The following is a 23,471-nucleotide window of genomic DNA, read 5'->3' on the forward strand; positions in this document are numbered from 1 at the left end:
TTTTGGGGGCCGCGCCGGGGGGGCGCGCGATTCGGTTGCCGCGACGAGCCGGGTGGCCCGTCGCCCTGGTGCCCGCCCGGCTGCCCCCGCCCGGGTTCGGTGAGGAACTCGGGACCGCGAGAGCACCGGCACCCTGCTGGGAGCAGCAGCTGCCGAGGTGTTGGACTCGGTACTGTGCCACCTGGTGGCCGACCGTGACGGTCGGGCTACCTGCGCAGGCGTGGCGTGCGGGCACGCGAAGTCGGTCCGTGCGGACACGAAACCGCGTTGACAGTGTACTGGACGGCCCGGCTGACCCGATCGTGGCGTACGAGTTGTCCACAGCCGGCTGGTTTGTCCACAGATTTCGATTTCCCCCTGTTCACCGGGGGTCGTCCGCGGCCACCGTGGAGTCATGCGCCTGTTGATCTCCACTTTGCTGTGCTGCGGGTTCACCGCCGGTTCGATGGGGCTGCCCGCGGCACCCGCCGAGCCGCCCGGCCGGTCACCGGCCGCTCCTCGCGCCGCGGCCGTGTCGGTGCCGGACTCGCGGTTCGGCTGGCCGCTGGCCCCGCCGCCCGCGGTGGCGCGGCCGTTCGAGGCCCCGGAGCACCAGTACGGTCCCGGACACCGGGGCGTCGATCTCATCGGCGAGGTCGGCCAGCCGGTGCTGGCCGCCGGAGACGGCCTGGTGGTGTACGCGGGCTGGATGGTGGATCGCAACCTGGTGTCGATCGAGCACGTCGATGGCCTGCGCACCACCTACGAACCGGTCGCCCCGGTGGTCGCGGTCGGCGACCAGGTCACGCGCGGGCAGCCGATCGGCCACCTGGAATCCGGTCATCTGGAGTGCGCCGCCGAGCCGTCCGGAACCTGCCTGCACTGGGGTGCCCGACGACGGCTGGACTACCTCGACCCGCTGCGCCTCCTCGGCTACGGCCACGTCCGCCTGCTCCCATGGACCTGACCCCGGCTGGCCAGCGCCGCCCGGCGACCCTGGCGTTCTCCGTTCGAGCGCGAGGTGAAGGGCACCTATCGCCAACTTACTTGGTTGAAGGTGACCTTCACCTCGCCCCGATCGTGGGGTGCGTTCAGTTCTGTTCGGTGAGTTTGGTTCGCAGGCGAAGGACCGCCCGGGTGTGCAGTTGGCAGACCCGGGATTCGGTCACGCCGAGCACCTTGCCGATCTCGGCCAGCGTCAGGTTCTCGAAGTAGTAGAGCGTGACGACCACCCGGTCCCGCTCGCTGAGCCGCTCCACCGCCTCCGCCAACTGGCGTCGGCTGTCCCGGTCCACCAGGGCCGCCACCGGATCTTCGGCCCGGTCGTCGGGCAGCGTCTCGGCCAGCGACGCCTGCGCCGGTCCGGCGCCGATCAGGTCGTCCAGCGCGATCACGCTGGTCATCTGCAACTGCGCGAACAGTTCGCGCAGCTCGTCGAGGGACAGTTCCAGTTCGGTGGCCAGTTCGGCGTCGGTCGCGGTGCGCTGCAACTTCGCTTCGAGCCGTTCCAACGCGCGCTCCACATCGCGCGCCCGGCTGCGCACCGACCTCGGCACCCAGTCCTGGGCGCGCAGGTCGTCGAGGATCGCGCCGCGGATGCGCTGCATCGCATAGGTCTCGAACTTCAGCCCGCGTTCCGGTTCGAACTTCTCGATCGCGTCGACCAGGCCGAAGATCCCGGACTGGATCAGATCCGAGACCTCGACGTGCGATGGCAGTCCGGTGCCCACCCGACCAGCCACGTACTTGACCAGCGGCGCGTAGTGCAGCACCAAGCGATCCCGCAGTTCCTGGTCGCGTCGCTGCCCGAACGCCTGCCACAGCGCGACGATGCCGGCTTCGATCTCGTCGGCGGTGCGCTGGTCCGTGCCCACGGCGGGCTCGGCGGTCGCCAGGGACAGTCCCCGCCGCGGCGCGCCGCCGTGGACATGGCCGTTGGCCGCGCCGCTTCGATCACGGGCGGTCACCGGTACCGAGGTCGATCTCGCGGCCGCCCTGTCGGCGCCGCCCCCGGCGTGGTCAGGAACGGGGGTGGGTTCGGTCATGGATCGCCTTCAACCGTTCAACGGTCACGTGGGTATAAAGCTGGGTCGTTGCGAGCGTAGCGTGACCAAGCAACTCCTGAACGCTACGGAGGTCCGCACCGCCCTCCAGCAAATGGGTCGCAGCCGAATGCCGCAGCCCGTGCGGTCCGACATCCGGGGCGCCGGAGACCGCTTCGACCGCATCGTGCACGGTGCGCCGCACCGTACGGGGGTCGAGCCGTCCACCTCGGACACCCAGGAACAATGCGGCGCCAGACGTTTCTCGAACCAACTTCGGCCGACCGGCCGAAAGCCATCGGCTGATCGACTGATCCGCTGGTACGCCGAACGGCACAGCGCGTTCCCGGTCACCTTTACCGATTACGCGGATCAGCCGGTGTTCGCGGTCGATGTCGTCCACGTCCAGCCCGCAGAGCTCAGCGACCCGGACCCCGGTGGCGTACAGGAGCTCGACCACCGCGTGATCCCGCAAGGCCACCGGATCTCCTTGTTCCGCACCCATCGCCGAAGCCCGCATCGCCGCACCGGCCTGGTCGGCGCGCAGCACCGCAGGCAGTTTCCGCTGTTTCGACGGCACGGCAAGCCGCGGGCCGGGGTCGGTGGACAGCAGCCCGGCGCCCACCGCCCAGCCGGTGAACGTGCGGGCCGAAGCGGTCCGCCGAGCGAGCGTCGCCCGGCTCGTACCCTGCGCGTGTTGCGCCGATAACCATTCCCGCAAGACGGAAATGTCCAGCGCAGCAAGGACTGCGTCGTCCGCCGAGCCCGCCAGGTGGCTCAGCAGCGCGACGACGTCGCCGATGTATCCGCGAACGGTGTGCCGGGACAGCCCGCGTTCGGCCGCGAGGTGCCGTTCGAACGCATCGACCGCGGCACCGAGCGATTCGGGCAGTTTCGCGCGAGCCGCCCGGAGATCCGGTCGTCTCGATTCGGCGGAACCTTTTCTGGCCATGCTCCGACGCTCGCCGTTGCACCGGCGTCGGTCAAGCTCGCCACGCCCGTTTCATGATCGCGACTGGCTCGTCTTGGAAAGTGTGCGGGTTGGTTTGGGTGGCGGTGCGGCTAGCGGAGCCTCAGAGGCCTTCTCGACTCCGGGATCCCCGACACCACGTATGTCCGCCACGTCGGGGCTGCCCTCGCGAGAAAACCCCTGAGAACCCGCAGCGGTGCAAGCTGCGAGAGCGGCGGGAAGCGGCTCACACCGCTTGCCTGACGACCACCCCCGCTACGCCCAATCCGCGCGAGCTCTTACGTGGCGGAACCCGGCGACCGTCACGACCGCGACGTCGAGCGTCACCCGGCTGCCGTCGTCATGGCGTTGTCGACCACCCCCGTTCGGATCGCGCCACGAATCCCGCCAACTCCAGTTCCGGCAGCAATGCCCGGACTTTGCCCAGCGGCAGCCCCGAATCCCGTGCGAGTTCCTCCGCACTGGCGCAGTCCATGCCGGTCAGCGCATCGTGCAGGCGCCTCGCATGAGGATGCAGACCGTCGGTTCGGCGGGCCTGGCTTGGGATTTCGACGGACGGTTGGGCACCGAGCGGGCTCAGCGCTTCGAGGATCTCCTCGGTGCGCGTGACCAGCACGGCCTGGCCGGAGCGCACCATGCCGTGGCATCCCACCGAGTTCTTCGAGGTCACCGGCCCAGGCACGGCCAACACCGGTCGCCCCAACGCATCGGCGGTGTTCGCGGTGTTGGCGGCGCCGCTGCGCGCTCCCGCCTCGACCACCACGGTGGCACGACCGGCCGCCGCGATCAGCCTGTTGCGCACCAGGAAACGGTGCTTGCGCGGCGGTGTGCCCAGCGGGTATTCGCTCACGACAGCCCCTTGCTCGGCAATGGCGCGCAGCAGCCTGCTGTGCCCGGCCGGGTAGTCGATGTCGACGCCGCAGGCCAGGAACGCCACCGTCAGGCCACCGGCGGCGAGCGCGCCCCGGTGCGCGGCCCCGTCGATGCCGTACGCCGCCCCGGATGCGACGGTGAAGCCCGCCCCGGCCAACCCGTGGCCGAACTCCGCCGCCACGTGCTCGCCGTAGCCGGACGCGGCCCTGGCGCCGACGACCGCCACCGTCTGCCGCATCGCCTCCGCCAATGCCGCCTTGCCCCGGACCCACAGCGCGATCGGCTCGGCCATCCCCGGCAGGTCGACCGATCTGGCCCCGGACAAACTGGCGAACGCCTCGCACGGCCACTCGGGGTCTTCCGGCACGATGAGCCGCACACTGGCGGACTCCGCCTCCACCAGGAGTTTTTCGCCCGAGATGTGTTCTCGACGAGCCTCGACCTCCGCGGTGACCTCCGGAGGGGCCTTGTCCTTCTGGATGATGCCGACCGCCCGGCACGGGCCGTGCTCGGCGACGAACCCGGCCAACGCCGGAGCGGGTGGCTCGGCAACGGCGACCAAAAAAGCCCGCGCGAGAAGCAACTCACGCCTCGCCTTCGCTCCCGTTGTTTCCCACCTGGTCATCACGCCGCCCTCCGATCCCGGAACTCCAAAGCCGCCGCCACGTGCTCGGCGTCCGGTTTGTCCCGCCCGTCGAGATCGGCCAGCGTCCAGGCGACCCGCAGACACCGGTCGGCGCCGCGAGCCGTGATCGCACCGACCTCCAGACCACGATCCAGCAGGGCCGTGGCCTCGATGGGCAGCGCGAATTCACGTCGCAGCACCGGTCCGGGCACCTCGGTGTTGGTCTGCCAGCCGTGTTCGGACCACCGCTGCCGCGCCGCGTCCCGTGCGGCCTCCACCCGTTCGCGCACCACTGCGGTGCCTTCCGGTTCGGCACCACTGTGGACCGTCATCGCGGTGATCGGCCGCATCCGAACCCGCAGGTCCACCCGGTCCAGCAGCGGCCCGGACAGCTTGCCGAGGTAGCGCCGCCGGACCTGCGGTGGGCATTGGCAGTCCAGGTCCCGCGCTGGTGCGCACGGACACGGATTCGTCGCCAGGACCAGCTGGAACCGCGCCGGGTAGCGCAGCGTTCCATCGCGGCGAGCCAGCCGGACCTCGCCTTCCTCCAATGCGGTTCGCAACGCCTCCAATCGTTTCGGTCCCAGTTCGCAGGCCTCGTCCAACAGCAGCACGCCTCGATGCGCCCGGCTGACCGCGCCAGGTCTGGCCCAGCCGGTGCCGCCGCCGATCAGCGCCGGAATCGACAGCGACGGGTGCGGCGCCACGAACGGCGGGGTCCGGATCAGCGCCGCCGACTCGGCGAGGTCACCGGCCACCGAACGGATCGCGGTGACCTCCAGCGCTTCCTGCCCGGTCAGGTTCGGCAGCAGCCCGCACAGCCGCTTGGCCAGCATCGTCTTGCCGGTGCCCGGCGGACCGACCATCAGCAGGTGATGACCGCCCGCCGCCGCGACCTCCAGCGCCCAGCGCGCCTCCGGCTGGCCCAGCACATCAGCGAGATCCGGCAGGTCCTCGACCGGTGGCGCGTCGGCTGGCGGCGGATAGCGGTCGAGCTCGCCGAGTTCGCGCAGCCAGGCCACCACATCGCGCAGGTGCCCGGCGCCCAGCACCTCGATGCCCTCCACCAGGTGCGCCTCGGCCAGCCCGTCCGCAGGCACCACGGCACGACGCATGCCCGCCTTGCGCGCCGTCAGCAGCGCTGGGAGCAGCCCTCGGATCGGCCGAATACGCCCGTCCAGAGCCAATTCGCCGAACAACACCGTGCCCGCCAGCCGGTGGGGCGGCACCAGCTCGGCACCGGCCAGCACCGCGCAGGCCAGCGCCAAGTCGTACGAGGTCCCGGTCTTGGGCAGCGCGGCCGGGGACAGCGCCAGCGTCACGCAGCTCGCCGGCCAGTCCTCCCGGCAGTTCTGGATCGCCGCGCGCACCCGGTTCTTCGATTCCTGCAGGGCGGTGTCGGGCAGTCCGAGCAGCTGCACCGATGGGAGGCCGCCCTTGCGCACGTCCGCCTCGATCTCGACCAGCACACCGTCCACACCGAACAGCGCGACGGCCCAGGTTCGCCGCAGTGCCATCTAGAACACCCCCTCAAGGTGCTTGATGCGGGCCTGCTTTCCCGGTGGCCACAGCACCGACACGACGTCGAAGCGCACCCGGCACCCGACCAGCTCGCGGGCGGCGAGCCAGGACCGCGCCACGCTGCGGATCCGGTTGATCTTCTCCGGCGCGATCGCGTAGAGCGGCCCGCCGTAGTCGACGCCGGAGCGGGCTTTCACCTCGCAGCAGACCACGGTGTCGCCATCGGTGGCGACGATGTCGAGTTCTCCTTGCGGGCACTGCCAATTCCGGTCCAGCACGGTCAGCCCGCGATGTTCCAGGTGCGCGGCCGCCAGCCGCTCCCCTTCGACGCCCAACGCATGTCTGCGGCCCTCGCTGGCGTAGTCCGACAGCGGGCCTACGATCTTTTTCCGGCGCACGACTTTCCTCCTCGGTTCGGCATTTCGGAATTCCGCGCCGGTCTCCGAGGGATTCATGAGCGGTTTTCACCCAGCACGCCAACGGATCCGAGCACGGTCGATGCATCCAACGTGCCTTGATTCGGCGCCGATCACCAGTACCAATCCGAAATCTGTGGATAAACCGGTCCCCTGTGGACAACTCGGCTCACCCGGAAGAATGGGGACAGCTCGGCGCACCGGAGAAAATCAATGCGATTCGGCAGATCCGCCACGCGCAACCCCACTACACGGGTGGTTAAGCCGCGAACTGCCAGCCGAGAAACCTCCCCGAGAAATCTTCAAAAAGAAAACGCTCGGGCGGCCGAAGACCGCCCGAGCGTGCTCGCCTGGCTCAGGAACCGAATGGACCGCTCTCCGGCAGCCGGAGATCCGGTTTGTCCAGTTCTTCCACATTGACGTCCTTGAACGTGATCACTCGCACGTTCTTGACGAAACGCGCCGGCCGGTACATGTCCCAAACCCACGCGTCCGACATCGCCACCTCGAAGTAGACCTCCGAATCGGAGTTGCGCACCTGCACGTCCACCACGTTGGCCAGGTAGAAGCGCCGCTCGGTCTCCACCACATAGGTGAACTGCCCGACGATGTCGCGATACTCCTTGTAGAGCTGCAGCTCCATCTCGGTCTCGTACTTTTCGAGATCCTCGGCGCTCATCGCTGTGCGAGCCCTTCTGCGTTGCCGTTCGGACTACGACGCCTCATTGTCCACCACATCCCCGTCAGAAGCATCGAACAAGCCAGGCTTGCTGGTTACTGTTCGCGGCGAGCGCATCCCGTGCCGCTGCGCTGCGGCCACCACGTTCGCGTAAGACCACCGGTGCTCCGCGCAAGGCCCGAACCGCTTCAGCCGCGCCGAGTGCACCGGGGTGGTGTAGCCCTTGTGCTCGTCGAACCCGTAGTCCGGGAAGCCGGTGTGCAGTTGCTCGGCCATCAACCGGTCCCGGGTCACTTTCGCCAGCACCGACGCCGCAGACACACAGGCCGCTACCAGATCGCCCTTCACCACAGCCACACTGGGCGAAGGCAGCCCCTGCACCCGGAAGCCGTCGGTCAGCACGTAGCCGGGATGCAGGTTCAGCTGCGCGACCGAGCGCCGCATGCCCTCCAGGTTCGCCACGTGGATGCCGAGCGCGTCGACCTCCTCGGCGGGGATCACGATGGTTGACCAGCCCAGCGCCCACGCGGTTATGCGGTCGTACAACCGCTCCCGTTCGGCCTCCGAGAGCACCTTCGAATCCGTCAGCCCGTCGAAGCGCCGCGCGTCACCCGGCTTGAGCACGCACGCGGCCACCACGAGCGGGCCCGCGCACGCGCCGCGCCCGGCCTCGTCCACACCTGCCACCGGCCCGAGTCCCCGGCGGTCCAACGCGCTCTGAAGAGCCCAGCTACCAGTGCTGCGCCGGATCACCGACCTCGGCGGCCGGAACTCCGTCACCGCCACGTCGATGTCACTCCGGTGACCGTCGCTTGCGCACCACACCGACGAGCCTACGACCCGCCCAGACCGTGGGGAACGCCGCGGCGAAACCGGCGCCCACCGGCACCCCGGCCTGCCAGCCGGGGGCACCCAGCGCGGTGGACTGCGGGTTCGGCTCCGGGATGCTCTGCCAGCGGGTCGGCGGCAGCACGATCACCTGGGCCTTGCCGATCACGTTCTCCACCGGCACGGCACCGTCGACGCCACCGCCGCCCTGCACCCGCGAGTCGGCCGAGTCATTGCGGTTGTCTCCCATCACCCACAGATATCCGGGCGGGACCGTCACCGGCTTGAACTCGTCCTGCCCGACGCCGCGCCCGGGCTCCCAGAACAGGTAGGGCTCGTTGAGCGGCTTGCCGTCGACCAGCACCCGGTTCTGCGCATCGCAGCACTCCACGGTCTGACCGCCGACGGCGATCACCCGCTTGACGAAGTCCTTCTCGTCCGGGGCGCCGAATCCCAGCAGCGACGCCGCGCCCTGGAGCGCCTTGGCGACCGGGTTGGTGGTCTCCTCGGTCTCGAACTCGTTCTGCACCCAGGGCTGCGGGCCGCGGAACACCACCACATCGCCCGGCTCCGGATCGGTGAACCGGTAGGAGACCTTGTCCACCAGCACCCGGTCGTTGTTGCAGCCGGTGCACCCGTGCAGGGTCTGCTCCATCGACTGCGACGGGATCACGTACACCCTGGCCAGGAACGCCTGGATGAGCACCGTCAACACCAGCGCCGTGACGATCAGGATGGGCAGCTCGCGCCAGAACGAGCCCTTCTTCTTGCCCTTGGGCTTGCGGCGGTGAGAACCGTCCCCAGACTCGCTCGGAGCACCGCTTCGGTGCTCTGCGTCGTGTGGGTCTTCCGCTGATCCGCTGCGCATGACGTCGGCCACCCGGCCAGGCTACTGGAACCCTGTTGGGGGTCGACGCGCTCCCCCGGCTCGGGCAACGGATTCGACCACCCCGTGGAGCCGCTTTGACGTGCTCTTTTCCGGTAAACCCGATTCGAGCTGGCCACCCGAGGCCGATCAAACCCGCTGGTGATCACTCGAAGGTGGACAGTGCACGCCGCTGCGCTCCGCACTTCAGGGCGGGGCACTCCGGGGCAGGGCACTCCGGGGCGGGAATGCGACTGGTCCAGGTGCACGCACCTGGACCAGTCACGTTCTACGTCAAGCGTTGATCAGGAAGCCGACGCGGTTTCGCGCTTCTCCTTGATCTTCGCGGCCTTGCCGCGCCGGTCGCGCAGGTAGTACAGCTTGGCCCGCCGAACATCACCGCGCGCCACGACCTCGATCTGCGCGATGTTCGGGGTGTGCACCGGGAACGTCCGCTCCACACCGACACCGAAGGAAACCTTGCGCACGGTGAAGGTCTCCCGGAGACCATCGCCGTGTCGACGGATGACCACGCCCTGGAAGACCTGGATCCGCTCGCGCGAACCCTCGATGACGCGGACGTGAACCTTCAGCGTGTCGCCAGGCCGGAAGGCCGGAATGTCGGAACGCAACGACTGGGCGTCCAGCGCGTCCAGGGTGTTCATCGGTGGTCCGTCCTCATCCGTGTCGAAGGCACCCGTGTTCTCGCATGTCGATGACCCGACCGATTGGTGGGCACCGCCTGACACGGGGTGAACTTGCTCGTGAGCCCGCCGAACGTGATGTCCGGCTGCATCAACCGTTCCAGTGTGCCAGATCCGCTTTTCGGTGTCTGAACCGACCCCGCCGACACTGGGTCAGCGCGGCGCGTCTCCGGCATCCCGGGACTCGTCGGAATGCTCCGACTCGCGCAGCCTATCGAGTTGGGCCCGGTCGGCCGCGTCCAGGGTCCCCGCGGGCAACGCGGCGAGCAGATCGGGGCGTCGCCGATAGGTCCTGGCCAGCGCCTGATCGCGGCGCCAGCGCGCGATCGCGGCATGGTTGCCGGAGCGCAGCACGTCCGGGACGGCATGCCCGCGCCACACCTCGGGGCGGGTGTAGCAGGGGCCTTCGAGCAGTCCGTCGGAGAACGAGTCCTGCTCGGCCGACAGCGGGTTGCCCAGCACACCGGGCAGCAGCCGCGCCACCGCCTCGATCATCACCAGCGCGGCGACCTCGCCACCCACCAGCACGTAGTCGCCGATGGAGACCTCTTCCACCGGCATCCGCGTCGCGGCGTCGTCGATCACCCGCTGGTCGATGCCCTCGTAGCGGCCGCAGGCGAACACCAGCCACGGTTCGGCCGCCCAGCGGATCGCGGTGCGCTGGTCGAACGGCCGCCCGGCCGGGGTCGGCACCACCAGCCGCGGCATCGAAGCGGCATCGGTGCCGCAGATGCTGTCCAGCGCCTCGCCCCAGACCTGCGGTTTCATCACCATGCCGGGACCGCCGCCGTAGGGGCTGTCGTCCACCGCCCGGTGCACGTCGTGCGTCCAGTTCCGCAGATCGTGCACTTCGACCGAGATCCGCTCGCGCTCGATGGCCTTGCCCAGCAGCGCTTCCCGCAGCGGGTTCAGGTAGTCGGGGAAGATGGTGATGACGTCGATGCGCATGGGGTCTTCAGTGCCTGTCTCTGGTCTTCTGCTCGTGAGCGGCCGTTCCGGTGAGAACCAGCATTTCACTCACGAGCACGAACCTGGTCCGCGTCGCGGTGGTCCAGGGCCACGTCAGTCGAGCAGGCCTTCGGGCGGATCCACGATGACGCGACCGGCCGCGAGATCGACCGAGGGGACGATCTCGGCCACGAACGGCACCAGGACCTCCTGGTCTTCGGCGGTGCGCACGGCCAGCAGCTCGCCAGCGGAGGTGTGCACCACCTCCTGCACCGTGCCCACCTCGGTGCCGGACACCCGCACGACCCGCAGCCCGGTCAGCTCGTGGTCGTGGAACTCGTCCGGGTCGCCGGTGGGTTCGAGGTCCTCGGAGCTGATCGTGAGCACCGCACCGCGCAGGTCCTCGGCCGCCTCCCGGCCGTCGACACCCGCCGCTTGCACGAGTAGCCGCCCGGCATGCTGCCGAGCGGCTACCACCGTCAGGTTCTGCGCGCTGACCACGCCGCGCCGTTGGACACCGAGCACCGAGCCGGGAGCGAACCGCAACTCAGGGCTGTCGGTGAGCACCTCGACGACAAGCTCCCCCCGCACGCCGTGCGGCCGGACGATGCGGCCGACGGCGAGGGTCTGCACCTCGGGTTCGCTCATGCTCTTGGTCAGCGGTCGGTGTCGACCACATCGACCCGGATACCGCGGCCACCGATGCCGGACATCACGGTCCGCAGCGCGGTCGCGGTGCGCCCACCGCGACCGATGACCTTGCCCAGGTCGTCCGGGTTCACGTGCACCTCCAGGGTGCGACCGCGTCGGGTCGTGAGCAGCTGCACGCGGACATCGTCGGGATGGTCGACGATGCCGCGCACCAGGTGCTCAAGCGCGTCCGCGAGGACTGTCACGCCTGACCCTCTTCGGACTTCTGCTCCTCGGCCTTGTCCTCGGCCTTCTTACCGCCGCCCCGCTTCTTCGGGGTGGTGGCCTCGGTGGTGGGCTCCGAGCCAGCGGCCGCCAGCGCGGCCTCGAACAGCTCCTGCTTGCTCGGCTTCGGCTCGGCGACCTTCAGACGACCCTCCGCGCCCGGCAGACCCTTGAACTTCTGCCAGTCGCCGGTGATCTCCAGCAGGTTGCGCACCGGGTCGGTCGGCTGTGCCCCGACACCCAGCCAGTACTGCACCCGCTCCGAGTTGACGATGATGCCGCTCGGGTTCTGCTTCGGGTGGTACTGCCCGATCGTCTCGATGGCCCGGCCGTTGCGGCGGGTCCGGGCGTCGGCGACGACGATGCGGTAGTGCGGCTCCCGGATCTTGCCGATCCGCGCGAGCTTGATCTTCACAGCCACGGGTGCTGGTGCTCCTCAGACTCTCGTTAGTGCTCCGGTGAGCACACCGAACCCGCGTGGGGCAGCGGATTGGAATGCTCGTACGTCAATCGGCCACGAGCGGTGAGAGGGACCCCTCGCGGCGAACAGCAACCTATTGTGCCAGATGCGTCCGCCCCGCTACCGCGCACCTCCACTCAGGCCGGTAGGAGGCCGAAGGAGAGGAGCAGCAGGCCCAGTGCGGGCAGGAAGTTGTTCACCTGGTGCGCGACCACGCTCGCGGTCAGTCGGCCGGTGACCATTCGGGCGACACCGATCGGAATCGCGATCACCAGCAGCAGGGCGGTGCGTTCCGGTTCCAGGTGGCCGATCGCGAAGACCGCCGTGCTGAGCACGAACACGTTCAGCTGGCTCCAGCGCAGCCGTTCCATCGCACCCCAGAGCAGCCCGCGGTAGAGCAACTCCTCGCACAGCGGGGCGACCAGCCAGATGTGCAGGAAGATCACCACCGCCAGCACCGGTGGCAGCTTGACGCCGTCGAGCAGGCTGCTGACCGTGGACTGCGCGTTGTCCTGTCCCACCCACTGCATCCACAGCATCGTCGCGATGGTGGTGGTGACCACGCCGATGCCGCCGATGGCCAGCCCGGTGGTCACGTCCGACCAGTGCCACTGCAGGCCGAAGTCCAGCCGCGGACCGTTGCCGCGCACCACGGTGATCACCACGGCCACCGCTGCGGCCAACACCGTCGGCAGCACCAGCATCAGGACCAGCGCCAACGCGTCCGGACTGCCCAGCGCGGCCGCCAGCGTCACCGACACCAGCACGAAGACCGCTTGGGCGAAGAAGAACGCACCGAGCCCCCACCGGTGGGTCCGGACCGCCGCAGCCCCCGGTGGCCCGGGTAATGGTGGCCCGGGTGCTGGTGATCCGGATAGTGGTGACACGTTCCCGGCGGGGTCTGGCTGCTGCGGTGTGGTCACGGGCGCCTCCGTGGTGCCGATCGGCGACCGGGCCGGTTGCCCGGGTCTGCCTGGCGATGTCGGCGTGCGGACACCGGCGGAGTCGTCAGGTTACCCCCGTCGGTGCAGCGCGCGGCACCGTATTTCACCCGGCGACGGCGAACAGCAGCAGCGCGGGCAGGAAGTTGTTCGTCGCGTGGGCGATCATGCTCGCCGCGACCCGACCAGTGATCATCCGCGCCATGCCGATCGCCAGACCGCCGACGAACAACACCGGCGTGCGCCACACTTCCTGGTGAATCAGTGCGAAGATCAGCGCGGTCAGGACCAAGATCGCGTATCGCGGAATGCGGTAGTGCTCCAGGGCTCCCCACAGCGCGCCGCGCATGAGCAGTTCCTCGGTCAGCGGGGCGCCCAGGAAGGCGAACAGCGCGAACAGGAACAGCCAAACGGTTCGTTCACCCTGCATCAGCCGGGCCAGATCGGTCTCCGGTGGCGGCCCGTAGATGGCGATGATCACCAGCGTCAGCATCCAGGAGCCGAGCAGCGCGATACCGCCGCAGGCCAGGCCCACCTTGAGGTCGCGCAGCTTCGGCAGGATGCCGAAATCCGAGCGCAACCCCCTGCCCCGCCACCAGGAGAACACCGCGGGCACCAGGCCGAGCAGGATGTTCGGGGTGAAGGCCAACAGCAGCAGCGGGCCGGTTTGCGGCGGCGCGGTCGGGTCGAATCCGTTGGCGCGCTCCGGTCGGACCGCGTTGAGGATCAGCACCGCCAGGTAGTAGCCGCCGTAGCCGATGAAGAACGCGGCCAAGCCCCAGGCGAGCGACCCGCGGCGGGCCGCTTCCAGCTGTGCTTCCCAGAACCGCGGGTGCAGATCCTGGTCGGTGGTGTCGTCCGCCGGTCGCATGGGTTGGGCGAATGGCACCACCGGTTCCGGAGCCGGTTCTCCCGGCTGCTTCCCCGCCGGGAACTCCGGGCGATCCCGCTCGGGCTGCTCCCCCACGCTCGCTCCCCTCGACAGGATCCACCTTAGAGCCTGTTCTTGATCGTGTTCGGCAAGTCGGCGCAGGTGGTAGGGATGGCGATTTCACGCGGAACCGAAGAATCAGCCCCGCGGCGGCCTGGGGTCGGCGGTCGTTCAGGACATGAGGTTGCCGCGCAGGACGATGCGCTCGGGGTGGCGCAGGACCGTCAGGTCCTTGCGCGGGTCCGCGTCGTAGCAGACCAGGTCGGCTGGGGCGCCGTGCTCCAGCCCGGACCAGCCCAGCCACTCGCGGGCGGCCCAGGACGCGACACCGAGCGCCTGCTCGGCGGACATCCCGACCCGGTGCAACGCGATCACCTCATCGGCCAGCTCGCCGTGTTCGACGCCACCGCCCGCGTCGGTGCCCGCGTACACCGGGATGCCCGCCTCGATCGCCTTGGCGACCGTTCGATCGGCCCGTTCGTAGAGGTCGGTGATGTGCGCGGCGTAGGCCGGGTACTTGGTGGCGGCGGCCGCGAACGACGGGAAGTTCTCGACGTTGACCAGGGTCGGGACCAGCGCCGTGCCGTGCTGGGCCATCAGCTCGATCGTGTCGTCGGTCAGGCCGGTGCCGTGTTCGACGCAGTCGATGCCAGCCGAGATCAGGCCGGGCAGCGCGGCCTCGCCGAAGACGTGCGCGGTGACCCGGGCGCCCAACCGGTGCGCCGTCGAGATCGCCTCGACCAGCACCTCGTCGCTCCACAGCGGCGCGAGGTCGCCCACCGACCGGTCGATCCAGTCGCCGACGAGCTTGATCCAGCCGTCGCCGTACTCGACCTGCTCGGCGATCGCCGCGGGCAGTTGTTCCTCGTGCTCCAGCTGGTCGGCCAGGTACGGGATGTAGCGCTTGGGTCGGGCGAGGTGCTTGCCCGCGCGGATGATCCTCGGCAGGTCCGCGCGCTCCTGCAGCGGCCGGGTGTCGATCGGTGCACCGCAGTCCCGGATCAGCAGCGTTCCGGCGTCGCGGTCGATCTCCGCCTGGGCCGCGGCTTCGTCGAGCTCGACCGGTCCTTCGGAGCCGATGCCGATGTGGCAGTGCGCGTCGACCAGGCCGGGCAGCACGTAACCGCCGTCGAACACCGTCGAAGCACCGGGCACCGGCTCCAGGCTGATCCGCCCGTCGTGGATCCACAGCTCGCGCTGCGCGCCGTCGGGCAGCACGACGGCGCGCAGGTGCAGCGCGGTCACTTGTCCTTGCCGAAGTTCAGCTTCGACGGATCGAATCCGGGCGGCAGGTCGTTCATACCGCCGGACAGCTTGGACAGGTCCGGGCCCGCGCTGGGCGTGCCCATGCCGCCCGGGGGCAGGCCGGGGAAGCCGCCGGGCAGGCCGCCGCGCATGCCCTTGGGCTGCGTCGGGCCGCGCCCCTTCTTGCTGCCCTTCTTCCCCTTCTTGCCCTTGTTGCGGGTCTTGCTGACGCGACCGCCGCCGAAGCCGCCGAACTGACCGGCCATCTGCTGCATCATCTTGCGGGCTTCGAAGAACCGGTTGACCAGGTCGTTGATGTCGCTGACGGCCACCCCGGAGCCGCGGGCGATGCGCTGCCTGCGGGAGGCGTTGATGATCTTGGGATCGTTGCGTTCGGCGGGCGTCATGCCGTGGATGATCGCCTGGATGCGGTCCAGGTTCTTCTCGTCGAAGTTGGCCAGCTGGTCCTTCATCTGACCGGCGCCGGGCAGCATGCCCAGCAGGTTCTGCAGCGGGCCCATCCGGCGGACCGCCTGCATCTGCTCCAGGAAGTCCTCCAGGGTGAGCTGGCCGGTGCCGATCTTCTGCGCGGCCTGCTCGGCCTGCTCCTGGTCGAAGACCTGTTCGGCCTGCTCGATGAGGGTGAGCATGTCACCCATGCCCAAGATCCGGTTGGCCATCCGGTCCGGGTGGAAGACGTCGAAGTCCTCCAGCTTCTCGCCGCTGGAGGCGAACATGATCGGCTGGCCGGTGACCTCGCGGACCGACAGGGCGGCACCACCGCGGGCGTCGCCGTCGAGCTTGGTCAGCACCACGCCGGAGAAACCGACGCCGTCGCGGAAGGCCTCGGCGGTGTTCACCGCGTCCTGACCGATCATCGCGTCCAGCACGAACAGGATCTCGTCCGGGGTGATCGCGTCCCGGATGTCGGCGGCCTGCTTCATCATCTCTTCGTCGATGCCCAGCCGACCGGCGGTGTCGACGATGACGATGTCGTGCTGCGCGCGGCGGGCCTCGTCGATGCTGCTGCGGGACACCTCGACCGGGTCGCCGACGCCGTTGCCGGGCTCCGGCGCGAAAACCGGCACCCCGGCGCGCTCCCCGACCACCTGCAGCTGGTTCACCGCGTTCGGGCGCTGCAGGTCGGCGGCCACCAGCAGCGGGGTGTGGCCCTGTCCGGCGAGCCACTTGGCGAGCTTGCCGGCCAGCGTGGTCTTACCGGAACCCTGCAGACCGGCCAGCATGAGCACGGTCGGCGGCGTCTTGGCGTATTCCAACCGGCGGGTCTCGCCGCCGAGGATGGTGACCAGTTCCTCGTTGACGATCTTGATGACCTGCTGGGCCGGGTTCAGCGCCTGCGAGACCTCGGCGCCCTTGGCACGCTCCTTGACACCCTTGATGAAGCTGCGCACCACGGGAAGCGCCACGTCGGCTTCGAGCAGGGCGATGCGGATCTCGCGCGCGGTGGCGTCGATGTCGGCCTCGGACAGCCGCCCCTTGCCGCGCAGGTTCGTCAGGACCGAAGTGAGCCGGTCGGAGAGAGTGTCGAACACGGGTTCACGGGCTCCAGAGTCGATGGATGTATCTGGGTACCTATGCGAGGGTAACCGGCCGGGGATACCGCCTGGTGTGGGCTGGTGGGCGCAATTTCGCGAGAAATTGCCCCCACTCCGGGTGACTCAGCTGCGCGAGTAGTCCTCGCGGCGCTTGCCCGCCACCGAACGCGGCTGCGGGGAGCGCTGGCCCTTGCGGTGCGGGCGCGGCTTGTCCCGATCCCGATCGCGGCCGGGGCGGCGCGGGCGGCGGCTGATGAACTCGCCGTCGGCCCGGCTGATCCGCAGGCCCCGCCCGGCGACCTGGGTGGTGCGCAGCTTGCTCAGCAGCTCGTCCGGCAGGTCGGCGGGCAGTTCGATCAGGGTGTGCTCGTTGCGGATGTCGATGTGCCCGATGTACTTGCTGGGCACGCCGCCCTCGTTGGCCAGCGCCCCGACCAGCGCCCGCGGGGTGACCCGGTTGCGGCGGCCGACCTCGACCCGGTAGGTCTCGGTTTCCGAGGTGCCCGGTTCGAAGTGCGGGCCCTCGTGGCGGGTCGGTGCCTCGACCGGCTCGGGGTCCAGCAGCAGCGGCCGGTCGCCCTGCGCCATGCTGGCCAGCGCCGCCGCGATCTCCACGGCCGGCACGTCGTGGGTGCGCTCGTACTCCGCCACCAGGTCCTGGAACACCTCCAGCCCGCCCTTGGCGAGGATGTCGGTGATGCCCTGCGCGAACTTCGCCAGTCGCCGGTCGTTGACCGCGTCGATGCTGGGCAGCTCCATCTGCGGGATCTGCTGCCGGGTGGCCTTCTCGATGGAGCGCAGCAGGTGCCGCTCGCGCGGCGAGACGAACAGGATCGCCTCCCCGCTGCGCCCGGCCCGACCGGTGCGGCCGACGCGGTGCACGTAGGACTCGGTGTCGTGCGGGATGTCGTAGTTCAGCACGTGCGAGATGCGCTCGACGTCCAGGCCGCGGGCGGCGACGTCGGTGGCCACCAGGATGTCGATCCGGCCGTCCCGGAGGTAGCCGATGGTGCGTTCCCGCTGCGCCTGCGCGATGTCGCCGTTGATCGCCGCCGCGCTGAAGCCGCGGGCCTGCAGTTTCTCGGCGAGTTCCTCGGTGAGCTGCTTGGTTCGGACGAACACGATCATCGAGTCGAACGTCTCGACTTCGAGGATCCGGGTCAGCGCGTCCAGCTTGTTGGCGCCGCGCACCGGCACGTGCCGGTGGTTGATGTTGGTGGCGGTGCTGGTCTTGGTCTTGACCGAGATCTCGACCGGCTCGTTGAGGTAGGACTGGCTGATCTTGCGGATCGCGGTGGGCATGGTCGCCGAGAACAGCGCCACCTGCCGATTGGCCGGGACGGACTGCAGGATCCGCTCCACGTCCTCGATGAAGCCCATCCGCAGCATCTCGTCGGCCTCGTCGAGCACCAGGTGCTTGAGCCCGGCCAGGTCGAGCGAGCCCTTGTCCAGGTGGTCGATCAACCGGCCGGGGGTGCCGACGACGACGTGCGCGCCGCGGCGCAGGCCGCCCAGTTGCGGGCCGTAGCTGGTGCCGCCGTAGATGGGCAGCACGTGGAAGTCGGGGAGGTGCGCGGCGTAGCGCTGGAAGGCCTCGGAGACCTGGATCGCCAGCTCGCGGGTGGGCGCGAGCACCAGGGCCTGCGGACCGGTGGCCGTCAGGTCCAGCCGGGACAGGATCGGCAGTGCGAACGCGGCGGTCTTGCCGGTGCCGGTCTGGGCCAGGCCCAGCACGTCGCGGCCCTCCAGCAGCAGCGGGATGGTCTTCTCCTGGATCGGCGACGGGGTCTCGTAGCCGATCTCGCTGAGCGTCTGGCGAACGCGCGGGTCGAGATCAAGTTCGTCGAAGGTCGGCATGCTGAACGCGGGTCTCCTCGGTGGATTCGGCAGGGGGCTGATGGATTGCGGAAACGGCCCGGCACTACCGCCCGGAGGTCCGGGGTCATCGGCGGCTGTCGACTTGGAAGTTGTGACGACCGCGGGGTGCCGCTTGCGCATTTCGAACCGCGCGCTCAGCTGGACGCACACCCTGTTGCCAGTCACCCGCAGCTCGATGATTCTTCAGCCTGGCACCGCGGCATCCAGCCGCAGCACCAGATATCCAGGGTAGCGATCGACAACAGCGGGTGGCGCAGGCCCCCTGCACAACGGGACGCACGTCACGCTACGACGTCCAGCTGGAGCCCGTCCTCGACCTGATCTCGGGTGAACAGGTGCACCCGGTGCCAGCCGTACGGCGGCTGGCCGTCGCGCAACTTCCAATGCATCTCCTCGGCCCGCCGCACGTGCCGCAGGAACGACCTCGGGCGGATCAGCCGACCGCGCGCCTGCTGCCCGGCCAGCGCCTCGCGCGGCTCGGCGTGCAGCCACACCAGCACCCGTTGCCGCCCGGTGAGCCAGCCGAACAGCAGCAGCATCGCGCGGGTGGTGGCCCGGGTGGCTGGTTCGTGCGCGACGACCGGGCCGGATGCTCGCAGGCAGAACCAGGCGATGCGCGTCCGGTGCACCAGGTGCACCACCGGGCGGTAGTAGCGGTACGGCAGCCGGGCCGGCAGGACCTTGCGCAACCGGGCGCGGACCTGCTCGGAGTCCAGCGTCGAAACGCCCGCGCTGCCGTGCAGCTTGCCCAACACCGTGCTCTTGCCCGCGCCGGGCAATCCGGCCAGCACGACCAACGAGCGCCTGCCGATGGGCACTGTCGGTGGTGAACTGGCAGCCAAGGGGAATACGTCCGATATGTCCACGACGGTTTCAAGGTTACGCGTTGATCGATCTTGCCCGACGTGGTGCGTGCGCAACACCGCCGAGCGCGAAAACGGGAGGCGGCTCGCTCCCCCAACAAGCCGCCTCCCGCACCACCCCGGGTGCGGTACGGGATACCGCACCCGGTCCGCGTGGGCGGTCACCCCCCACGCGGTTCCCCAATCGCGATCGCGGGGCCAAGCGTGCCCGCCCGACCCCCAGTACGGGCGGGCTGCTCCGATTCCCTCTGATCACCGCGTCGCACTTAGAAGTCTGCCGTCCGACGGGTCGCCGCGAGACCGTGAAGCTCCCTGACTGTGGCTGCGTAGTGCTACGCAGCCGCACCGGGGAACCCCGCAAGGCGCGCACGAGAAAGGGACGCGAGCCTCAGCTCGCGCCCCTTCGCCGGTGGTGAGCGCTGTTGGCGCTCACGAACCGCTAGATCGCCTCCACTCCGGTCTCCCCGGTGCGGACTCGCACGACGGTGTCCACCGGGGTGACCCAGACCTTGCCGTCGCCGACCTTGCCGGTGCGCACGGCGGACACGATCCCCTCGACGACCTTGTCCACATTGGACTCATCAACGAGGACCTCGACGCGCAGCTTCTCGATGAAGTCCACGGAGTACTCGGCGCCCCGGTAGACCTCCGTGTGGCCCTTCTGGCGGCCGTAGCCCTGGGCCTGGCTGACGGTCATGCCCAGCACGCCGAGACGTCCGAGCGCCTCCTTGAGATCGTCCAACTTGGATGGTTGAACGATCGCGGTCACCAGTTTCATGCGCGGCTGCCCTCCAGCTTGCGTTCGACCTCGTCGGCCGACACCGAAGAGCGGCGCGCAGAGCGGTCGTCACCGAAGTGGTACGCGGTCTCGGCGTGCTCGGTCTCGTCGATGCCCACGGCCTCGTCCTCGGCGCTCGCCCGAAAACCGACGACCGCCTTGACCAGCAGTGCCAGCACCAGGCTGAGCACGAACGAGTAAACCAGCACCGCACCCGCGCCGACAGCCTGCCGCCACAACTGGTCCAAACCGCCGCCGTAGAACAGCCCGGACACCCCGGCCGGGGCCACCGACGAAGCGAACAGACCGATCAGCAGGGTGCCCATCAGACCGCCGACCAGGTGCACGCCGACGACGTCCAGCGAGTCGTCGTAGCCGAACTTGTACTTGAGGCTGACCGCCAGCGCGCAGACCGCACCGGTGATCGCGCCGACCGCGATCGCGCCCAACGGGGTCACCGACGAGCAGGCCGGGGTGATCGCGACCAGACCCGCCACGATGCCGGAGGCGGCACCCAGCGTGGTCGCGTGCCCATCCCGGATCCGCTCGACCAGCAGCCAGGCCAGCATCGCGGCACAGGTGGCGACCAGGGTGTTCACCAGGACCACGGCCGCGCTGGTGTTGGCGGCCAGCGCCGAACCGGCGTTGAACCCGAACCAGCCGAACCACAGCACACCGGCGCCGAGGACGACGAACGGCAGGTTGTGCGGCTTGCCCGGATCCTTCGGCCAACCAGTGCGCTTGCCCAGCACCAATGCCAGCGCCAGCGCCGCGGCACCGGCGTTGATGTGCACCGCGGTACCACCGGCGAAGTCGATCGCGGCGAGCCGGTTGGCGATCCAGCCACCGACCGTGCCCGAGTCGGAGTCGAAGGCGAACACCCAGTGCGCGACCGGGAAGTACACCAAGATCGCCCACAACCCGGCGAACAGCAGCCACGGCCCGAAGCGGGCCCGGTCGGCGATCGCACCGGAGATCAGCGCGACCGTGATGATCGCGAACATCGCCTGGAAGGCCACGAACGCCGTAGTCGGGATGGTTCCCGAGATCGCATCCTCACCGAGGACCTGGCTGAGCCCGAAGAACTCCACCGGGTTGCCCAACAAGCCGAGGCCCAGATCGTTGCCGAACGCCATCGAGTAGCCCAGCAGCACCCAAAGCACGCCCACCACGCCGATGCTGCCGAGGCTCATCATCAGCATGTTGAGCACGCCCCGGGAGCGCACCATGCCACCGTAGAAGAACGCCAGACCAGGGGTCATGAGCAGCACCATCGCGGCGCTCACGAGCACCCATGCGGTGTCGCCTGAATTCACATTGCCTCCCCGTGCGGACCGAGTTGGCCCGCATCTTGGGAAATGTCTGTTTCAGGTGGCCCGTTGCGATGTAACGCAGGCGTGAACTTCAGCTCACCGCCGGTTACGAACGTGTTGTGATGTCACTGCCGTGTTACATCGCCGCGCACCGACGGCACCTGCACCGGCCGCCCGACCAGCAGTCCGACCGCGAGCCAGACGGCTGAGCAGGCCAGCAGCAGCACCAGCGGCACGGTCCAGCTCCCGGACAGATCATGCAGCAAGCCGATCAGCAGCGGACCCGCCGCGGCGATGAGATATCCGCCACCCTGCGCCATCCCGGACAGCGCAGTGGTGGTGTCGCTGTCCGGCGAACGCAGCCCGAACAACGTCAACGCCAGGCCGAAGGCCGCGCCCTGCGCCAGCCCGAGCGCCACGGTCGCGGGCCACAGCCAGACGGGCGGGCCAGCCAGGATGCCGCTGAACCCGAGCACGATCAGCACCGCCAGCACCACCGCGATCGGACGCTGGTCGCGGAACCGGCGGCACAGCAGCGGCACGGTCATCGATCCGACGGCCTGCACCGCCGCCTGCACACCCAGCGCCAGCCCGGCCAGTTCGGGACTCATGCCGCGGCTCTGCAGCATGGTCGGCAGCCAGCCGAACACGACGTAGGCCATGGCCGACTGCAAGCCCATGAACACGGTCACCTGCCAGGCCAGCGCGTTGCGCCACAACTGGCCCGGACGGGACGGCAGCGGGGGCGCGCCGAAGCTGCGCCGCAGCGCGAAAACGCTGACCACCAGGGCCAACAGCACCGGAATCGCGAGCAGCCCGAGCGGCGCCTGCCAGGCCGAGGCCAACGCGTTGCCGATCGGCACCACAACGCTGGCCGCGATCGCGCCGCCCAGCGTCAGGCACATCGTGTAGACGGCCGTGATCACCGGCACGTTGTGCGGGAAGTCCCGCTTGATCAGGCCCGGCAGGGCCACGTTCGCCACCGCGATCCCGGCACCGACCACGACCGTGCCGGCCAGCAGCGTCCAAGCCGATCCCAGCGCGCGCAGCGAGTTGCCGACCACCAGCACCACCAGGCATCCGAGCACCACCTTCTCGTCGCCGAAGCGCTGCCGGAGCTTCGGCGCGACGAACGCGAACGCCCCCAGGCACACCACCGGCAAGGTGGTCAGCACCCCGCCGAAGGTGTTCGACACCGCCAGGTCCTGCTGGATCCGCTCCAACAGCGGCGCCACCGCGGTGAACGGTGGCCGCAGGGCCAGTGCCACCAGGACGACCAGGACCAGGGTGGCCGCGGCGGCGGTGCCAGCGGGGTGCGCCGGGGTCCGCTGGGTTCGGGTGCTCACTGCGCATTCCCCTTCTCGTCGAGAACGCCCCGCAGGGACTTCAGGCTCGGCTCGATGACCGCGTGCACCGCCATCGCGGCGGCGTCGGCATCACCGTCGACGATCGCCTTCAGCAGCACCTGGTGGGCGAGTGGATCGCACTCGGTCAGCTCGGCGTCCGCGCGCAGCGTTTCCAGGCTCTCCCGCAAGCGTTCCAGCAGGTAGCGGTACATCTCCAGGAGCAGCGGATTGCGCGCTGCCAGCACGATCGCGGAGTGGAACTCGACATCGGCGGCGGCGAACTCCCCGGGCGATCCCGCCCGGTCGCGGCGGGCGAGCAGCGCGCGGAGTCGGCGGATGTCGGCGTCGTCGCGGCGCAGCGCGGCCAGCCGGGCGGCCTGCACGTCGTAGGCGAGTTGCACTTCGAAGACGTCGTGCACCTCGGCCAGCCGGAGCTGCCGCAGCATCGGCGTCGGATCCGCCGTGGACACCACGAAGGTCCCGGCGCCCTGCCGCGATTCCAGGCGACCGAGGTGCACCAGGGCTCGCACGGCTTCCCGGACGACAGCCCGGCTCACCCCGAGTCCGGTGACCAACTCCTGCTCGGTCGGGATCCGCTGACCGGGCACCCAAGCCCCGCTGACCAGCTGTTCGTTGATCGCGGCGATGACCTCGTCCACCGACGACCGGCGCCCGACGACCCGCATGCGACCCCCTCCTCCGGCCAGGACAGTAGGCCAGACATCAGTCGTCAGACAAATTTACTTCCCGATCACATGCGATCCCCGGACGGGTGAACTGTGAACCTCCCGAGGA

At 69.5% G+C, this 23,471-nt stretch carries 24 protein-coding genes; 1 reads left to right on the forward strand and 23 read right to left on the reverse strand.

Features of this window, described 5'->3' with window-relative positions; genetic code table 11:
• Positions 1 to 394: 394 nt before the first annotated feature.
• Complete coding sequence (locus ACTWQN_RS18460) at positions 395 to 946, forward strand: M23 family metallopeptidase (protein WP_443204740.1); 552 nt, start codon at positions 395 to 397, stop codon at positions 944 to 946.
• Positions 947 to 1,070: 124 nt separating this feature from the next.
• Here the strand turns inward: ACTWQN_RS18460 and whiG are convergent, their stop codons facing one another.
• The 23 genes from whiG to ACTWQN_RS18575 all read right to left on the reverse strand — a co-directional run bounded on the left by whiG (position 1,071) and on the right by ACTWQN_RS18575 (position 23,362).
• Positions 1,071 to 2,024, reverse strand: a complete 954-nt coding sequence (gene whiG / locus ACTWQN_RS18465) for an RNA polymerase sigma factor WhiG (RefSeq protein ID WP_443204741.1) — start codon at positions 2,022 to 2,024, stop codon at positions 1,071 to 1,073.
• Positions 1,999 to 2,973 (reverse strand): tyrosine recombinase XerC, encoded by a 975-nt coding sequence (locus tag ACTWQN_RS18470; protein ID WP_443204742.1) that lies wholly within the window; start codon positions 2,971 to 2,973, stop codon positions 1,999 to 2,001. The genes whiG and ACTWQN_RS18470 overlap by 26 nt, the downstream gene beginning before the upstream one ends.
• Positions 2,974 to 3,331: 358 nt before the next feature.
• Positions 3,332 to 4,489 (reverse strand): DNA-processing protein DprA, encoded by a 1,158-nt coding sequence (dprA, locus tag ACTWQN_RS18475; protein ID WP_443204743.1) that lies wholly within the window; start codon positions 4,487 to 4,489, stop codon positions 3,332 to 3,334.
• Positions 4,489 to 6,006, reverse strand: a complete 1,518-nt coding sequence (locus ACTWQN_RS18480) for a YifB family Mg chelatase-like AAA ATPase (protein WP_443204744.1) — start codon at positions 6,004 to 6,006, stop codon at positions 4,489 to 4,491. The genes dprA and ACTWQN_RS18480 overlap by 1 nt, the downstream gene beginning before the upstream one ends.
• Positions 6,007 to 6,408, reverse strand: coding sequence for a YraN family protein (locus ACTWQN_RS18485; RefSeq protein ID WP_443204745.1), 402 nt, complete (start codon positions 6,406 to 6,408; stop codon positions 6,007 to 6,009). It lies immediately after the preceding gene.
• Positions 6,409 to 6,781: 373 nt separating this feature from the next.
• Positions 6,782 to 7,105 carry a DUF2469 domain-containing protein gene (locus tag ACTWQN_RS18490; protein WP_010305976.1) on the reverse strand — a complete coding sequence of 108 codons (324 nt, stop codon included), beginning with the start codon at positions 7,103 to 7,105 and terminating at the stop codon, positions 6,782 to 6,784.
• 33 nt (positions 7,106 to 7,138) lie between these two features.
• Positions 7,139 to 7,891, reverse strand: coding sequence for a ribonuclease HII (locus ACTWQN_RS18495; protein ID WP_443204746.1), 753 nt, complete (start codon positions 7,889 to 7,891; stop codon positions 7,139 to 7,141).
• 7 nt (positions 7,892 to 7,898) lie between these two features.
• Complete coding sequence (gene lepB, locus ACTWQN_RS18500) at positions 7,899 to 8,813, reverse strand: signal peptidase I (protein ID WP_443204747.1); 915 nt, start codon at positions 8,811 to 8,813, stop codon at positions 7,899 to 7,901.
• A 290-nt stretch (positions 8,814 to 9,103) separates the two neighbouring features.
• On the reverse strand, positions 9,104 to 9,463 hold the full coding sequence (rplS, locus tag ACTWQN_RS18505) for a 50S ribosomal protein L19 (RefSeq protein ID WP_443204748.1): 360 nt from the start codon (positions 9,461 to 9,463) through the stop codon (positions 9,104 to 9,106).
• A gap of 192 nt (positions 9,464 to 9,655) precedes the next feature.
• Positions 9,656 to 10,450, reverse strand: a complete 795-nt coding sequence (gene trmD, locus ACTWQN_RS18510) for a tRNA (guanosine(37)-N1)-methyltransferase TrmD (protein ID WP_443204749.1) — start codon at positions 10,448 to 10,450, stop codon at positions 9,656 to 9,658.
• A 114-nt stretch (positions 10,451 to 10,564) separates the two neighbouring features.
• Positions 10,565 to 11,098 (reverse strand): ribosome maturation factor RimM, encoded by a 534-nt coding sequence (gene rimM, locus ACTWQN_RS18515; protein ID WP_443204750.1) that lies wholly within the window; start codon positions 11,096 to 11,098, stop codon positions 10,565 to 10,567.
• Between the two features lie 8 nt (positions 11,099 to 11,106).
• Positions 11,107 to 11,346: an RNA-binding protein gene (locus ACTWQN_RS18520; protein WP_443204751.1), complete on the reverse strand. Its 240-nt coding sequence runs from the start codon at positions 11,344 to 11,346 to the stop codon at positions 11,107 to 11,109.
• Positions 11,343 to 11,786 (reverse strand): 30S ribosomal protein S16, encoded by a 444-nt coding sequence (gene rpsP, locus ACTWQN_RS18525; RefSeq protein ID WP_443204752.1) that lies wholly within the window; start codon positions 11,784 to 11,786, stop codon positions 11,343 to 11,345. The genes ACTWQN_RS18520 and rpsP overlap by 4 nt, the downstream gene beginning before the upstream one ends.
• Before the next feature lie 176 nt (positions 11,787 to 11,962).
• Positions 11,963 to 12,748 (reverse strand): CPBP family intramembrane glutamic endopeptidase, encoded by a 786-nt coding sequence (locus ACTWQN_RS18530; RefSeq protein ID WP_443204753.1) that lies wholly within the window; start codon positions 12,746 to 12,748, stop codon positions 11,963 to 11,965.
• 124 nt (positions 12,749 to 12,872) lie between these two features.
• Complete coding sequence (locus ACTWQN_RS18535; protein ID WP_443204754.1) at positions 12,873 to 13,733, reverse strand: CPBP family intramembrane glutamic endopeptidase; 861 nt, start codon at positions 13,731 to 13,733, stop codon at positions 12,873 to 12,875.
• A 135-nt stretch (positions 13,734 to 13,868) separates the two neighbouring features.
• Positions 13,869 to 14,942, reverse strand: a complete 1,074-nt coding sequence (locus tag ACTWQN_RS18540) for a metal-dependent hydrolase family protein (protein ID WP_443204755.1) — start codon at positions 14,940 to 14,942, stop codon at positions 13,869 to 13,871.
• The gene (ffh, locus tag ACTWQN_RS18545) at positions 14,939 to 16,495 is read right to left on the reverse strand and encodes a signal recognition particle protein (RefSeq protein WP_443204756.1); all 1,557 of its coding nucleotides are present in this window, start codon (positions 16,493 to 16,495) and stop codon (positions 14,939 to 14,941) included. Before ffh ends, ACTWQN_RS18540 begins: the two co-directional genes overlap by 4 nt.
• A gap of 126 nt (positions 16,496 to 16,621) precedes the next feature.
• Entirely contained in the window at positions 16,622 to 18,355 is a 1,734-nt protein-coding gene (locus ACTWQN_RS18550; RefSeq protein ID WP_443204757.1) for a DEAD/DEAH box helicase, read from the reverse strand.
• A gap of 302 nt (positions 18,356 to 18,657) precedes the next feature.
• Positions 18,658 to 19,194: an AAA family ATPase gene (locus tag ACTWQN_RS18555; protein WP_443204758.1), complete on the reverse strand. Its 537-nt coding sequence runs from the start codon at positions 19,192 to 19,194 to the stop codon at positions 18,658 to 18,660.
• Between the two features lie 484 nt (positions 19,195 to 19,678).
• A complete protein-coding gene (locus ACTWQN_RS18560; RefSeq protein ID WP_443204759.1) occupies positions 19,679 to 20,017 on the reverse strand; it encodes a P-II family nitrogen regulator in 339 nt (112 codons plus the stop codon).
• A complete protein-coding gene (locus tag ACTWQN_RS18565; protein WP_443204760.1) occupies positions 20,014 to 21,333 on the reverse strand; it encodes an ammonium transporter in 1,320 nt (439 codons plus the stop codon). The genes ACTWQN_RS18560 and ACTWQN_RS18565 overlap by 4 nt, the downstream gene beginning before the upstream one ends.
• 122 nt (positions 21,334 to 21,455) lie before the next feature.
• The gene (locus ACTWQN_RS18570) at positions 21,456 to 22,676 is read right to left on the reverse strand and encodes a CynX/NimT family MFS transporter (protein WP_443204761.1); all 1,221 of its coding nucleotides are present in this window, start codon (positions 22,674 to 22,676) and stop codon (positions 21,456 to 21,458) included.
• Entirely contained in the window at positions 22,673 to 23,362 is a 690-nt protein-coding gene (locus tag ACTWQN_RS18575; RefSeq protein WP_443204762.1) for a FadR/GntR family transcriptional regulator, read from the reverse strand. Before ACTWQN_RS18575 ends, ACTWQN_RS18570 begins: the two co-directional genes overlap by 4 nt.
• Positions 23,363 to 23,471: the final 109 nt, after the last annotated feature.

The sequence above is a fragment of the Saccharopolyspora antiqui genome, assembly GCF_052246905.1.
Taxonomy (GTDB): domain Bacteria; phylum Actinomycetota; class Actinomycetes; order Mycobacteriales; family Pseudonocardiaceae; genus Saccharopolyspora.